We start from the raw sequence: 15,142 nt of genomic DNA, 5'->3' as shown, positions 1-15,142 counted from the left end.
TCGCGTTTACCAAGCTCGGTGGTGATTTTCCTCAGAACTTAGCAGCAACACTTCAGTGTGAGTAACGCGGTCTTGTAAAGCGAGCTTATGTTTATAGTCAAGTAATACAAGCAAGGTCCCAAGCCCCCCGAAGGCGCTAACAAGACGTAACAGCAAACGACCATAGCCAACTGGATGATCTTCTTGCAGATTATATATTCGTATTCGCCAAGCACGCATACCTAGGGTCTGCCCGCCATTTTTCCAAAACCATAAGAAAAACGCGCAAATCCAAAAACCCACCCAAATTTGAACGGAAAGCTTATAAGCCATGCTTTGTTGCATTAGGTCGCTTACATGCTCAAAACCGAAATCTGGTAACACGTTATTTTCAATTAAGGCCGTTAAACACGCGATAAAAATAAGCGCAGTGAGCATGCCAATTGCGACGGCAATCAGACCATCATAAACCATTGCCGCGAGCCTTCGAAAAAACCCAGCGCGTTTATCTAGATTTTCATTCATAAATTGCAATTTCCAACTACTTAAGGCTTTGTGGCACAGAGTTTATCACTAATTTGGTGAATTTTATGAGCAAGGATAACAAATGGGATTGATTGTTTATGAATAATGTAAATAAGACTTGATACAAAGCATGATACCGCTATAATGCTTCGCACCTCGAAAGAGGCTTAGCTATGCATGCCAGAGTGGCGAAATTGGTAGACGCAGCGGATTCAAAATCCGCCGGTGGCAACACTGTGCCGGTTCAAGTCCGGCCTCTGGTACCATAGTTAAATCTCTCCTAATACAGCATTCACTGAACACTTAATTCCCACTCATAACCCGAGTATTTTCGGATGTTGATAACTCTGTCTTCATCTAGCAACCAATACTGCCCTTTTATGCCGTTTAAGACGCCACTGAATTCTGAGGTCTTATCAAGGTTAATGGACTTTATCTTTTCAGGATAACGCTCAACAGGGTAGTCGATAGCAACTGGCTCTGCCTCCACGGGCGATATTGCCTGCAAGCCATATTCTTGCGTGAGCGCATCAATGTCGACTTTAGCTTGGCTGAGAAGTTCATCTCTAATGGCAGATAAATCTAAGGGGGTAATTTGCCCTTTAAGCATCACGCGCCAGTTTGTTTTGTCGCTTATGTGTTTTGCCAGGGTTGTTTCAAGTAAACCGCTTAGTTTTCGTTCACTTACCCTGAATATTGGCAAAGCCTGAGAGGCACCTTGGTCAATCCATCGTGATGAAACGCCCTGAACGGCATGACGCGTTATTCCGACTTTGGCCGCTCCAGTATTGGCCAAGTAAACAAAGTGGTTTTGCAAACAGTGCGCCTCACCCCACTCAGGTTCACGACAGGTTCCCTCTTGGTAATGGCAAAGCTCTGGTTTAATGATACACGAATCACATTGCGCTAAACGCATAAGACAAGGATAGCAATATCCTTGATTAAAACTCTTTTTTGTCGGGCGCTGGCAATGCACGCATTCAATTCTGTTGGTAAAAACAACGCTTACCGTGCTCCCGACTAATGCATTTACGTCCACTTCTTCAGAACCAATCGGGAGTTGATATTGCGCTACTCCATGGTCATTTGTGCTTACTTGCATCTTTTTTATTGTGCCTGCGTAATTCGCCATTACCACCTCAAGTTGAGTACATAAGTTTATGATGTCTGAATGCCACAAAGTATGCATAAAAAATGGAATATTGCTATGCGCTTGCTATAAAAATTCAGCCTCCTGTGCCGTCGCTGAATGTTTGCATTTTCACGCACACCCACAGCAATCTTAAAAATTAAACAGATTTTTCCGATTAACTGCGAACTCATTTCAAGTATTCACTGATTTAATAAACGCCGGCAACTCTATACATTACGTGCTCGGAGGACATATATGAAACTAATCGACGATAAACTTACGTTTTTACGAGAAGAAATAGAAACGCTGGTTGATCACTGCGAGTCTTTAGGAGATGAAAAAACACGGCAGTTGCTTTTGGAAGTGGGCGAACTATTGGAAGTCACTCACAGCACATTTTTAGGAAAAACGCTCAAGTCCATCAGTGACGCTACCTTGGGCAAACAAAGAAAACACTAAACGCTGCTTCAAATTTAGGGCTTGAACAACAAGCCCTAGTCTTCATGACAAATTCAAGGTAACTTAAGTCACCCAAGTCTTTACTTGCTATCTGTTTGGTAGGTAAAGGTAGCAAACAATCGACGCAGCAGTGGCTTTTATGGCAATTAGACGAGCAAAACGCCTGACTTTAAAACAGGTTGCACACGCAATAGGCGTATCAACCGCAACAGTATCCAACGCATTTAATCGCCCGTCGCAGCTATCCTTAGAGCTTCGGGAAGAAATACTGCAGTCTTGCAAAAAAATGGGATATGCAGGTCCCCATGCAGAATCTCGTCAACTTCGAACCAGTAAAACGAAAGTCATTGCGGTGATGCTATCCCACCAGCTGAGCTATAGCTTTTCAGATCCTGTTGCAAATTTTGTCCTACAAGGGATCTCGCAGGTATTTGATGAGCCTGAGTATAATATTCTGGTTGTACCTTCTCGACGCGAGCTTCAGGGCTTAAGTGGTTTAGAAGCATTTGTTGAAGGCTTTATTATTTATGGTCCCCCCTCACAAGACCGATTAAACGAGCTTATCTATCATCGAAAAGCCATCATCGCTATCGACTTCACTCTGGAAAACTCTGTATCAATTAATATTGATAACCGAAAAGCCGCACGGGATTGCGCAGAATTTGCTTTTGCTCATAATCCTCGAAAAACAGCGGTTATTGGACTTAGAATGACAAAGGAACAAGAAACAAAAAGCATGGTCGATGCGACCTTACTCGATGAATCTAACAATATAATGGTGCAACGTCTTCTTGGTTTTCAGGATGCGGCACTTAAGCTTGATCACCATATCCCTGACTCTGCAATTTGGAGTATCCCAGATAATACCCATTTTTATGCTTACGAAATGGCGCGCTATTTACTTCAGCGGCCAGAAAAACCTGAGTTAATTTTGTGCATGAGCGACCGAATTGCGTTAAGTGCAATGCAAGCCGCCCATGACCTTGGTTTTTCCGTACCCCAAGATATTCTTATCACCGGTTTTGACGGCATTGATGAAGGTCGTCATTCTGTTGTTCCACTCACAACCATCGAGCAGCCTAGTATGGAAAAAGGACGAGCGGCAGCACAGATTTTCTTAGGACAACGCGAAGAAGAAAACTTGATCTTACATGCGCCTCTACGTGTTGGGCAAAGCTGTCCAAAGGTCGAAACGTAAATTTAAGTAAAAATTAAGTTAAATTAAGTTTCGTTTTAGATTCCACCGCTCTACTTTTTCAGTAAAATCTGCGCGTTAATACGAAACAACATGTTGTAAGGCAGAAGATTTATGTCAGATTGGTGGAAAGGCGCGGTCATTTACCAAATTTATCCAAGAAGTTTCAAAGATAGCAATAATAATGGTGTTGGCGACCTCACAGGCATTACCCAAAAGCTCGAATATGTTCAATCGCTTGGTGTGGATGCAATTTGGATTTCCCCATTTTTTAAATCTCCGATGAATGATTTTGGTTACGATATAAGCGACTACCGAGAAGTAGATCCCCTGTTTGGGAGCTTAGATGACTTCAAAAACCTCCTAGCAAAGGCGCACTCTCTCAAGTTAAAAGTCATTATTGATCAAGTGATCAGTCATTGCTCAAATGAGCATGAGTGGTTTGCTCAAAGCAGGCAAAACAGAACCAATGATAAGGCCGACTGGTTTGTGTGGGCCGACCCGAACGAGCAAGGCGGCCCACCAAACAACTGGCTATCATTTTTTGGTGGAAGTGCATGGACCTTTGATGATCGTCGCGGGCAATACTATCTGCACAACTTCTTAAGCAATCAGCCCGACTTAAACTTTCATAACGAAGCAGTGCAAGCCGCTCAACTTGAAAATCTTAAATTTTGGTTAGACCTCGGTGTAGATGGGTTTAGGCTGGACGTTGCCAACTTCTACTTCCATGATAAACAGCTAAGAGACAATCCTGTTTTTCCTGAGGGCGAGCGCAGCACAGTCGGTGTCACAGACAGCAATCCTTATGCTCGACAGTCACATATTCACTCAATTACGCAAATCGAGAACATTGCATTTATTGCCAAGCTGCGCGCTTTGACTGAGCAATATCCTGACATTACGACGATGGGTGAAATCAACGGCGAGCACTCACTAGACATCATGGCCGATTACACTGCCGGTGACAAACGCCTGCATATGGCGTACACCTTCGACCTATTGGGCGACGCATGTTCGAAACAGGTAGTTGAGTCGGTCGCAGAAGAATTTAATCAAACCTTGAAAGACGGCTGGGCTTGCTGGGCATTAAGTAATCATGATGTGCAGCGAGTAGTGTCACGCTGGAACCAGGGGGATGCGCATCCAGACTTTGCTTTGGCAGCAATGGCCTTACTGCTCAGCTTAAAAGGAAGCGTCTGCATGTATCAAGGAGAAGAGTTAGGCCTGTCAGAATCAGATGTTGAGTTTGATGATCTACAAGACCCATACGGCAAACCATTTTGGCCTGAATATAAAGGAAGAGACGGATGCAGAACGCCAATCATTTGGGACGAGGCAGAAGCTTTTGGCGGATTCTCCGAGGTAAAACCATGGCTTCCGATAGATAAACAACAGCTTCAATTGTCGGTTAAACGCCAACAACAAAACCCGTCGAGCATGCTGAATAAAACCCGACGTTTAGTCAAATGGAGGAATCAGCAAAACGCTTTGAGAGACGGAGAATTTACACTCTTGGACTTACCCAAAGTGCTTGCATGGCTAAGAACATCCGAAAACCAGCAAATGTTGGTAGTGATTAATTTAACCCCTGAGCAAGCCGAGGTCGAGCTGCCGTTTGCGAACATTCATGTTCATGCCAATAGTGACTTTCAACCTGTTTTGGAGGGTCAGCATCTCAGTTTGCCGCCATATCAAGTACTGTTCGCTGATGTTCAATAAATTAAGTAAAAATTAAGTTAACAAATGTTTGAGCGTGCATTTTGTCAGCTCGGCATTCACGCTACTATGAGCGTAGCAACAATAAAAAAGATGTAAAACATCTACAGGGAGCCATTACATGGACTCAATTCACAATATAGATTTGGTAATTATTGCGGCTTATTTCATGGTCGTTTTAGTTATTGGTGTCTGGGTAGGTATGAAAACCAAGACCGGCGAAGATTTGTTCTTAGGCGGGCGTACGCTGACATGGGGCGTGATTGGTGCTAGCTTGTTTGCTTCAAATATTTCAAGTACCACACTCATTGGACTGACCGGCGCAGCGTACACTACCGGTATAGCCAGCTCAAACTATGAATGGTTATCGGGACTGCCTCTGATAATTATGGCCGCTATATTTATACCAATCTATTTACGAGCACAAATTACTACTGTGCCTGAATATTTAGAATTGCGATACGATGTTCGTTCGCGAAAAATATTTTCGACCGTGACTATTGTTACTAGCGTATTGGTCGATATGGCTGGTGGCTTGTATGCAGGTGCCGTGGTGCTACAGGTGTTTTTTCCCGAGTTACCGCTCTCTTATACCGCAATTGGCCTTGCTCTCGTAGCTGGATTTTATACCGCGTTTGGTGGCTTAAAAGCAGTTGCTTATACAGACACGCTGCAAGCGATTATACTATTGGTTGGTTGCAGTATTTTGACTTACATGTTGTTTGAACGACTTGATTTCTCATGGTCAATGCTATCCTCATCTGTGCCCGATGATCATTTATCCGTTATTCGTCCTATGGACGATCCTACCCTTCCATGGCTAGGCACTTTAGTAGGTGTTCCGCTTTTAGGATTCTGGTATTGGGTAACCAATCAGTATGTGACGCAACGGGTATTAGCAGCTAAAAATGTTCAACATGCTCGTTGGGGCGCGATGCTAGGTGGATTCTTAAAAATTCTTCCACTGTTTATCATGGTCTTGCCTGGCGCAATGGCGATCAGCATATTACCGAATATTGAAAATGGCGATATGGTGTTTCCGACCTTAATATCTGAAGTGTTACCAGTAGGTGTGGTAGGCATTGTTTTAGCAGGCCTGATATCAGCGATTATGTCGAGCGTTGACTCCACGCTAAATTCAGCCTCAACTCTCGTAGTAGTAGATTTTGTTAAGCCTGGCAAGCCTGGAATAAGCGATGAGAAAGTCGCAAAAATTGGCCGTATCACCACCCTCATCATTATGGTTATTGCTGCTTTGTGGGCCCCGCAGATTGCGAATTTTGGCGGACTGTGGTCATATTTACAACAAATGTTTGCCATAATCGTACCGCCCATTGCAGTGCTATTTTTAGTCGGTGTGTTTTATCGTAGCGCCACACCAAGCGCGGCTTTTTATACCTTGGTACTTGGCTTTGTTCTTGGGATCTTTATGTTCTTGGGGCGACAAAGCGGTGCACTTGATATTCACTTCTCCATTGGCGTAGGTATCATGTTTGTTGTGTGTACGGCTATTTTTGTCCTTGTATCAAAGTTTGGGCCTCAAGATTTAAATAAGGATGTCTCAGCTCTGGTCTTCGATAAATCTTTAATCGCTGAAAAAACAGGCACTAGCATGCTCGCGGATTACCGCTTACATGCTGTCCTTTTGATGATCTCGATGATTTGGGTGCTCGTTGCATTTTGGTAAATCGCCAGCGTGCAAACCAACTAGCGATAATACAACACTATGAAAAAAGGAAACCTCGATAAGCGATGCTATTAAGACACACCAACATTAATAAATTACGAGAAAATGAATTTGATGTATTAGTGGTCGGTTCCGGTATCAACGGCGCGGTCGCGGCGGCAGCGCTTACTCGCAAGGGCGCAAAAGTTGCGCTTATCGACAAAGGTGATTTTGCGGGGCATACCTCGTCTAATTCATCCAATCTCGCTTGGGGTGGCATCAAATACTTAGAAAACCATGAGTATCTATTGGTCAATAAGTTGTGCAAAAGTCGAAATCATCTGATGCGGAGCTATCCCTCTACAGTAAAAGAAATTCGATTTCTAACAACCTTACAAAATGGCTTTAGATTTCCTGCTTGGTTTGTTTACATAGGCACCGTGCTTTATTGGTTAATGGGACGCTTTTTCACTCAAAAACCAACATTTTTAAAAGCGTCTGCGATAAAAAAGACGGAAAGTGTCATTGATGTATCTAATTCGCAAGGCGGTTTCGAATATTCTGATGCCTTTCTTTATGACAATGATGCTCGTTTTGTGTTTAATTTTGTGCGTAACGCCATGGATAATGGTGCGATAGTTGCAAATTATGTGAACGCTTCAGAAAGCAAGTTCGTTGACGGTGTGTGGGAAACGACTGCCTTGGATGTTGCGCAAACTGATGGATCAGAAGCGTCACCATTTACGATTCGCTCAAAAGCAGTGATTAATGCTTGTGGCCCGATGGTAGATATATTTAATGAAGGAAATGCGCAACAAACAGAGCACCATCATTTGTTTTCAAAAGGTGTGCATTTAATTGTCGACAAGCTAACAAAAGTAGATAAAGTCCTGGCATTTTTCGCCTCTGATGGACGCCTATTTTTTGTTATTCCCATGGGTCAAAAAACATGTATAGGCACCACCGATGACCAGGTAGAAAATCCTATTACAGAGGTTACCGACGAAGACCGACAGTTTATATTAGATAATGTAAATAGCTTACTTGACCTCGCGGCTCCGTTAACCACCGAAGATATTATTTCCGAAAGATGTGGCGTTCGGCCGTTAGCGGTAAAAGGCTCAAGCTCAAGCGCTGACTGGGTTCAGCTCTCACGCAAGCATGCTATTGATGTAGATAAACAAAAGAGATATATGAGCATATTTGGCGGTAAACTTACAGATTGCATTAACGTAGGTGAAGAAGTATGTGAGCATATCCAAAATATGGGGATTGCGCTCCCTGAGATGGAAAGGATCTGGTATGGCGAATCGTCAAATGAGATAAAAGCTGAGTTTGAGTATCGTGCAAAACTTTTGGAACTAGATAGCAAAACACCAGCATACTCATCCGAAAAACTCACGACGCGCTTGTGGCGACGTTACGACATCCATGCCCTGCAGATTTTAGATGAAATACAAAGAGATCCTAGCCAAGCAGAGCAACTTATGGAAAATGCAGAGTATTTGAGAGCTGAGCTACATTATGCATCTCGAAGAGAAATGATTACTAAGCTTGAAGACTTTGTGCGCAGACGTTCAAAAATAGAAATGGTGTTGCGCAAGAGTGATATTATAGAGACTCGTGGGATGGTCGAGGCCTGCGAGATTTTGTTCGGTGAACAAGCTGAAGCAAAGCGTCAGGAATATATAAACGCCGCCAGTTAGGGCTGAATCGCAGCGTTGACCGGATAGAGCTTATTATCTCTCCGCTGGATTGGGTGCGTAATATCAATGTCCAAGAGGGCTGATAATCCATTTACGTCGAAGACTTTTCTTATACTGGCTTGCTCTGAAGCTGACAAACTACTGAAATACTCAAGCGGACGTTGCAACATCCATTGCGCATAAACATTTATATAACGCTCTTCGCTTACCTTATCTAAGCGGAATTCTGTTTTGCCTAAAAATCTCGGTAGCTTGTCATTAGGCCTATCATCGCTTCGACTCGCCACTCTTTTGATTGTTTCGAGTAACACAGGCAGTTGAGTCTTCACCATGTGCTGAAGCGTTTTTAAAATGAATTCAGGTAACTGTTCAGCTTGCTCGGTAAATTCACCATAGCAATCTTGTCGTTTACTCATTCGCATTACCCACTGCGCTACTCTGGGAGCCGATTCTCGCATCATTTTTCCAGAGTAGGGATCTCGATACAAATGAGCATACAAAGGTCCATAAAAGGCAAAGTCTGCTACGCTAGGCCTTTGACCAAACACAAAATCTTGCGTGGCGAGATGGGCATCAAAGTATCGTAAAAAACCTTTGTAGAACTGCTCCACCTCATGTCTATTCTTTTGACTTATTCCCAAAACAGGTTTGTATAAGCGTCCAAAATAAATAGCAGGGACTAAGGCTCCGAATGGCTGCAGAAAACGAGGCCATTCTGGCACAGCAGACGCCCCAAATTCTTTTAGAATAAACCATAGATTCTCTCGTTTGTAGTGCCAGCGGTAATGCATTGCAGGCAATAACAACCATTCATCGGCGTATAGTTCCAAGTAATGGGCAATAAGCCTATGTAGCGGAAAGGCTGGATAGATTGAATCGTCTGAAAAGCGCTCCTCGAAGTAGTCCATGATCGCAGACGTATCTTGGATGTATTTCCCGTCTGGTGTTTTCACAACGGGGATCATCCGCAAACCGGTTTGTTGATATAGCTCGCCATTTACCACTTTCGCCGTTGCTACTTGCTCTTGAAAGGGAATTTGCTTGTACTTTAGATATGAGCGGGTTTTTCCACTGAAAAGAGAAACCTGTGCGCCATACAAAATGTAATGCTTATTTGGAATAGCACTCACCTATTTAGAGGCGCTAATACTAAGGGAAAGCAACATTTCGTCAAGAACGGTATCTAAGTCGTTAAACTTTCCAGAGCTAATGTAAATGCTCATACTGGAACGAATGCTGACGTTCTCGCCATTTTGCTCATCTTTGAAAGTGCTTTCTAAAGCTGATTGCACACGTTCAAAAAACGATTTCGCCGACTCCTCTTCAATATCAGGCAAACATAAAATGAACTGCTCAGGAGCGAATCGACCTAAAATATCTTTATCTCGAGTCACTTTTTTCAGTGTGTTTGCTATGCGTTGCAGTGCATAATCGCCTTTTGTCGAACCCAACTGGCGATTGACTTCTCGAAAGTTGCCCAGGTCGAAAATGGCAATTGCATTACTTTTCCCTTTGCTTGGCGATTCGACCCTACTAATTTTCCCTACAGCAGTTTTGTTATTGAACAGCGATGTAACAGGATCGAGGGCTTGGCGAGCAATTTGGCGCCGGCGCACAAGTAACACCAAGATAAAAAACGTAAGTGCTGCTGCTGCGACAGTTGCATATATCAACTGCTGTTTTCGTCTCTCAGAAGCCGCAATCTCATTTTCTAGCACGTAGATTTGACTATAAAGATTTGCCACGCCAATAATTTTGGAAAAACCGTCTAATCTGTATTTCACCCTATCAAGGTGTATAAGTGAATTCTCAAAAGCCTCATTGGCGGCTTCAATATCTCCCAATGCAAAGTTTGCTCGGATTAAAAACTTATAGAAATCATAACTTCTATAGGGACGCTTTCCGACTGGGACTTTCCTTTCCGTTTCAACAAACTCTCGTACACAGGCCAAATCATTTCTATGTACACAAAGAACAGCGCTATACCAACGATAAAGCCCCTCGTATAGGTCGTTATTGCTCGGCATAGATGACTTGAACGATGGCAGCGTCTCCGCCAACTCGTTCATTTCGTTTACCCTATAATGATATCCAGATTTTGCATAGTAATACCAAAAGTTGGTAAGTTGCGTGCTTACATCTTTGTTAATGCGTTTAAACTCGTCAAGCGCCTCTTTTGTGCGATCATATTGACCACTTGCAATGAGAGAAGATATTGCGCTAATCAAGATTGATAACCTATTGCTACCCTCATATACATCTGTGCCTATTTCGTGCGCTTTAAGAAATTGCTCCGCAGCGAGCACATGCTGTTCCCGCTCACCAAAAAACAGTCCAATATTATTGTGAATGTGCGCTAACGTTCTGCGATCATCTGAACCTGCGAATTGTTCAACGAGTTCGAAGAAAGCCGCAAGTCTCTTACTATCAGTCGAATAACCACTACTTGGACAATAGTTAATCAGACCAAGACTTGCACTCATTTCGATATCCGCAAACTTGCCTCTGGAGCGCTCTAGCGCCTGTAAATAATATTCGCACCGTTCGCTTCTCTCTTGCACATCATAGGTAAAGCCAATTTGGTATATCGCGTTTGCATAGTATTCCGTGCTTTTGTCTATATTGGATTGCTGTGTTAACGCTACAAGAAGGTCTCTGGCTTGTCCTTCTTTTCCACGGCAAATTAAATTGTGTGTCTTGATAGTCGTTAGGGTGTTTCGCTGCTCCAAACTGATTGAATTTTCTTCAAGCAAAGCATCAACCTTTTTTTCTGACTCTGGCTTTGGACAATCATAGGTGACCGTTTTAGATTCTGAGATAAATAAATCTATATCGGTGGGAGTCTTAGGAAGTTCAGCAAACACTAAATTACTGGTGACTAAAGCTATGGCTAGAGCGAAAAACCGAAATGAATGCAAAAAATATATCCTCAGTGTGTATATAAACTGCGTTTGCACTGCTGTTAGTAAGCAATTGGAAACCATATTAAATATGCTTATAGTCTATTCATTTCTGAAGGTCTTAACAACTTAAACCTAGGTAGGAGTGTGATATTCCAAAACGATTATCTTCATAAGACTATCGTTCAGCAAAAACAAAAAAGCCCCAGCATCACGCCAGGGCTTTCTTTAATTGGGAGTCTGGCGATGTGCTACTCTCACATGAGGAAACCCCACACTACCATCGCCGCTAATACGTTTCACTTCTGAGTTCGAAATGGCTAGCCCTGTTACAGGTCAGGTGGTACCGTATCGCTATTGTCGCCAGACATAAACTGTCGGTATATCCGCGAGTGCAGATACACCTAAATGCATGTCTTTAACATCTGAAAAAACTGCTAATTATCATCATTAACGCAAGAGGCTACTCTATCGACGATTAACAATCGTCCTCACACACTACCCGCTTCAGCCTCAGCCTACTTAGGTGTTGTATGGTTAAGCCTTACGGGCAATTAGTACAGGTTAGCTTAACGCCTTACAACGCTTCCACACCCTGCCTATCAACGTCGTCGTCTTCAACAACCCTTCAAAGCGATTAAATCGCTAGGGATGACTCATCTTTGGGCCGGCTTCCCGCTTAGATGCTTTCAGCGGTTATCCGTTCCGAACGTAGCTACTGGGCAATGCAATTGGCATCACAACCCAAACACCAGCGGTTCGTCCACTCCGGTCCTCTCGTACTAGGAGCAGCTCCCATCAATCATCCAACGCCCACACCAGATAGGGACCGAACTGTCTCACGACGTTCTAAACCCAGCTCGCGTACCACTTTAAATGGCGAACAGCCATACCCTTGGGACCGACTTCAGCCCCAGGATGTGATGAGCCGACATCGAGGTGCCAAACACCGCCGTCGATATGAACTCTTGGGCGGTATCAGCCTGTTATCCCCGGAGTACCTTTTATCCGTTGAGCGATGGCCCTTCCATTCAGAACCACCGGATCACTATGACCTACTTTCGTACCTGCTCGACGTGTCTGTCTCGCAGTTAAGCTGGCTTATGCCATTGCACTAACCTCCTGATGTCCGACCAGGATTAGCCAACCTTCGTGCTCCTCCGTTACACTTTGGGAGGAGACCGCCCCAGTCAAACTACCCACCAGACACTGTCCGCATCCCCGATTAGGGGACAACGTTAGAACATCAAACATACAAGGGTGGTATTTCAAGGGCAGCTCCACATCATCTAGCGACAATGTTTCATAGCCTCCCACCTATCCTACACATGTAGGGTCAATGTTCAGTGCCAAGCTGTAGTAAAGGTTCACGGGGTCTTTCCGTCTAGGTGCGGGTACACTGCATCTTCACAGCAAGTTCAATTTCACTGAGTCTCGGGTGGAGACAGCGTGGCCATGGTTACACCATTCGTGCAGGTCGGAACTTACCCGACAAGGAATTTCGCTACCTTAGGACCGTTATAGTTACGGCCGCCGTTTACCGGGGCTTCGATCAAGAGCTTCGCTTACGCTAACCCCATCAATTAACCTTCCGGCACCGGGCAGGTGTCACACCGTATACGTCATCTTTCGATTTAGCACAGTGCTGTGTTTTTAATAAACAGTCCCAGCCACCTGGTCACTGCGACCCTCAAGCGCTCATGGAGCAAGTCCAATCACACCCAAGGGCGTACCTTCTCCCGAAGTTACGGTACTATTTTGCCGAGTTCCTTCACCCGAGTTCTCTCAAGCGCCTTAGTATTCTCTACCTGACCACCTGTGTCGGTTTGGGGTACGGTTCGTATAATCATAAGTTTAGAAGCTTTTCCTGGAAGCCGGGTATTTGCTACTTCAACTCCGTAGAGTCTCGTCTCGTGTCTCAGGCTCATCTCTTAAATGGTCGGTCCGGATTTACCTAAACCAACACCCTACGCACTTTCACTTGGACTACCAACGCCAAGCTAGCATAACCTTCTCCGTCCCTCCTTCACTGATTATACAAGTACGGGAATATTAACCCGTTTCCCATCGACTACGCCTTTCGGCCTCGCCTTAGGGGCCGACTTACCCTGCCCTGATTAGCATGGGACAGGAAACCTTGGTCTTCCGGCGTGGGGGTTTTTCACCCCCATTATCGTTACTCATGTCAGCATTCGCACTTGTGATATGTCCAGCAGACCTCTCAATCCACCTTCATCCACTTACACAACGCTCCCCTACCCAAAGTCATAAGACTTTGCCGCAGCTTCGGTATATTGCTTAGCCCCGTTACATCTTCCGCGCAGGCCGACTCGACTAGTGAGCTATTACGCTTTCTTTAAAGGGTGGCTGCTTCTAAGCCAACCTCCTAGCTGTCTTAGCCTTCCCACATCGTTTCCCACTTAGCAATATTTAGGGACCTTAGCTGGCGGTCTGGGTTGTTTCCCTCTCCACGACGGACGTTAGCACCCGCCGTGTGTCTCCCGGATAGCACTCATCGGTATTCGGAGTTTGCAAAGGGTTGGTAAGTCGGGATGACCCCCTAGCCTTAACAGTGCTCTACCCCCAATGGTGTTCGTCCGAGGCTCTACCTAAATAGATTTCGGGGAGAACCAGCTATCTCCCGGTTTGATTGGCCTTTCACCCCCAGCCACAAGTCATCTCCTGATTTTTCAACATCAGTGAGTTCGGTCCTCCAGTTGATGTTACTCAACCTTCAACCTGCCCATGGCTAGATCACCGGGTTTCGGGTCTAATCCTGGCAACTAGACGCGCAGTTAACACTCGCTTTCGCTACGGCTCCCCTATACGGTTAACCTCGCTACCAAAATTAAGTCGCTGACCCATTATACAAAAGGTACGCAGTCACCCCTCCTTAAGTAGTCTCCCGCTTGTCCTGCCGTCGAATCTTGCGAGTTACTTTTGCTTCCGTTTCTCATGTACTTAAACGTACACTGCGAGACGGGTCAAAACTAACTCACAACCTTCTTAGCCAGTCCTGCGCTACTTCAGTTATAGACATCAAAGATTTTTCTTCGATGCCCTCACTTAAGGCAATCTCATTTTATAAGACCACTTAAGTGAGGGGCTCCCACTGCTTGTACGTATACGGTTTCAGGTTCTATTTCACTCCCCTCACAGGGGTTCTTTTCGCCTTTCCCTCACGGTACTACTTCACTATCGGTCAGTTAGGAGTATTTAGCCTTGGAGGATGGTCCCCCCATCTTCAGTCAAGATAACACGTGTCCCGACCTACTTAATATGACCAATATGAGCCTTCGTGTACGGGGCTATCACCCTGTATCGCTGCGCTTCCCAACGCATTCCACTAACTCATATCAATTCGGCTGCTCCCCGTTCGCTCGCCGCTACTAGGAGAATCTCGGTTGATTTCTTTTCCTAAGGGTACTTAGATGTTTCAGTTCCCCTCGTTTGCCTCTACACCCTATGTATTCAGATGCAGATAGTCCCTAAGGACTGGGTTTCCCCATTCGGACATCTGTGGCTCAAATGCATTTTGTCAGCTCACCACAGCTTTTCGCAGACTTACACGTCCTTCATCGCCTCTAACTGCCAAGGCATCCACCGTATACGCTTTGTCACTTAACCATACAACCCTAAGTAGGCTTTTTACCACACCCTTTACTTGCAGGTAGGTTCGCTTACTTTAGCAAGGTGCCTTTTGAATTCACCTTGCGTTGAGCTATATGCATGACGTTTGCTAATCAACATGTGCCTAAGCACACGCTTTATTTGTCAGATAGAGTAGCTCTCTTGAAAGAACGTCTTTCGAATTGCTTCGAATCTGTTCTATCAGTTACTCTTTCGTTAAATATTGATTAC

General features: G+C 44.6%; 9 protein-coding genes, 1 tRNA gene and 2 rRNA genes. 6 read left to right on the top strand and 6 right to left on the bottom strand.

The window, feature by feature from the left end; all coding sequences use genetic code 11:
- Window positions 1–6 precede the first annotated feature (6 nt).
- Window positions 7–504, bottom strand: a complete 498-nt coding sequence (locus PN836_RS17010; protein ID WP_395340559.1) for an RDD family protein — start codon at window positions 502–504, stop codon at window positions 7–9.
- Window positions 505–683: 179 nt separating this feature from the next.
- Here PN836_RS17010 and PN836_RS17005 point away from each other — a divergent pair.
- Window positions 684–770, top strand: a tRNA-Leu gene (locus tag PN836_RS17005).
- Between the two features lie 26 nt (window positions 771–796).
- On the opposite strand, the gene PN836_RS17000 is transcribed toward PN836_RS17005, so the two are convergent.
- Window positions 797–1,636: a DUF2797 domain-containing protein gene (locus PN836_RS17000; RefSeq protein ID WP_395340556.1), complete on the bottom strand. Its 840-nt coding sequence runs from the start codon at window positions 1,634–1,636 to the stop codon at window positions 797–799.
- 255 nt (window positions 1,637–1,891) lie between these two features.
- Here PN836_RS17000 and PN836_RS16995 point away from each other — a divergent pair, with 255 nt between their 5' ends.
- The 5 genes from PN836_RS16995 to PN836_RS16975 all read left to right on the top strand — a co-directional run bounded on the left by PN836_RS16995 (window position 1,892) and on the right by PN836_RS16975 (window position 8,381).
- Window positions 1,892–2,095, top strand: a complete 204-nt coding sequence (locus PN836_RS16995; protein WP_395340554.1) for a hypothetical protein — start codon at window positions 1,892–1,894, stop codon at window positions 2,093–2,095.
- 139 nt (window positions 2,096–2,234) lie between these two features.
- Entirely contained in the window at window positions 2,235–3,293 is a 1,059-nt protein-coding gene (locus PN836_RS16990) for a LacI family DNA-binding transcriptional regulator (RefSeq protein ID WP_395340552.1), read from the top strand.
- Between the two features lie 111 nt (window positions 3,294–3,404).
- The gene (locus PN836_RS16985) at window positions 3,405–5,012 is read left to right on the top strand and encodes an alpha-glucosidase family protein (RefSeq protein WP_395340550.1); all 1,608 of its coding nucleotides are present in this window, start codon (window positions 3,405–3,407) and stop codon (window positions 5,010–5,012) included.
- 118 nt (window positions 5,013–5,130) lie between these two features.
- Complete coding sequence (locus tag PN836_RS16980) at window positions 5,131–6,696, top strand: sodium:solute symporter (protein WP_395340548.1); 1,566 nt, start codon at window positions 5,131–5,133, stop codon at window positions 6,694–6,696.
- Between the two features lie 65 nt (window positions 6,697–6,761).
- Window positions 6,762–8,381, top strand: coding sequence for a glycerol-3-phosphate dehydrogenase/oxidase (locus PN836_RS16975; protein ID WP_395340545.1), 1,620 nt, complete (start codon window positions 6,762–6,764; stop codon window positions 8,379–8,381).
- Here PN836_RS16975 and PN836_RS16970 read toward each other — a convergent pair.
- The 4 genes from PN836_RS16970 to PN836_RS16955 all read right to left on the bottom strand — a co-directional run bounded on the left by PN836_RS16970 (window position 8,378) and on the right by PN836_RS16955 (window position 14,908).
- Window positions 8,378–9,511 (bottom strand): glutathione S-transferase N-terminal domain-containing protein, encoded by a 1,134-nt coding sequence (locus PN836_RS16970; protein ID WP_395340543.1) that lies wholly within the window; start codon window positions 9,509–9,511, stop codon window positions 8,378–8,380. The two genes, PN836_RS16975 and PN836_RS16970, sit on opposite strands and share 4 nt — an antisense overlap.
- Window positions 9,512–11,299 (bottom strand): GGDEF domain-containing protein, encoded by a 1,788-nt coding sequence (locus PN836_RS16965; protein WP_395340540.1) that lies wholly within the window; start codon window positions 11,297–11,299, stop codon window positions 9,512–9,514.
- Between the two features lie 220 nt (window positions 11,300–11,519).
- A 5S ribosomal RNA gene (rrf, locus tag PN836_RS16960) occupies window positions 11,520–11,649 on the bottom strand.
- A 165-nt stretch (window positions 11,650–11,814) separates the two neighbouring features.
- Window positions 11,815–14,908: ribosomal RNA gene (locus tag PN836_RS16955) — 23S ribosomal RNA — on the bottom strand.
- Between the last annotated feature and the right edge of the window lie 234 nt (window positions 14,909–15,142).

Source organism: Ningiella algicola (genome assembly GCF_028401415.2).
Lineage (GTDB): Bacteria > Pseudomonadota > Gammaproteobacteria > Enterobacterales > Alteromonadaceae > Glaciecola.
Note: the sequence above shows the minus strand (reverse complement) of the source record. Positions and strands in the feature narration are given on the sequence as shown.

Excerpts from the sequence above, each read along its gene's own strand:
- PN836_RS17010 (WP_395340559.1), bottom strand. The coding sequence starts at position 504 with ATGAATGAAAATCTAGATAAACGCGCTGGGTTTTTTCGAAGGCTCGCG.
- PN836_RS17000 (WP_395340556.1), bottom strand. The coding sequence starts at position 1,636 with ATGGCGAATTACGCAGGCACAATAAAAAAGATGCAAGTAAGCACAAAT.
- PN836_RS16995 (WP_395340554.1), top strand. The coding sequence starts at position 1,892 with ATGAAACTAATCGACGATAAACTTACGTTTTTACGAGAAGAAATAGAA.
- PN836_RS16990 (WP_395340552.1), top strand. The coding sequence starts at position 2,235 with ATGGCAATTAGACGAGCAAAACGCCTGACTTTAAAACAGGTTGCACAC.
- PN836_RS16985 (WP_395340550.1), top strand. The coding sequence starts at position 3,405 with ATGTCAGATTGGTGGAAAGGCGCGGTCATTTACCAAATTTATCCAAGA.
- PN836_RS16980 (WP_395340548.1), top strand. The coding sequence starts at position 5,131 with ATGGACTCAATTCACAATATAGATTTGGTAATTATTGCGGCTTATTTC.
- PN836_RS16975 (WP_395340545.1), top strand. The coding sequence starts at position 6,762 with ATGCTATTAAGACACACCAACATTAATAAATTACGAGAAAATGAATTT.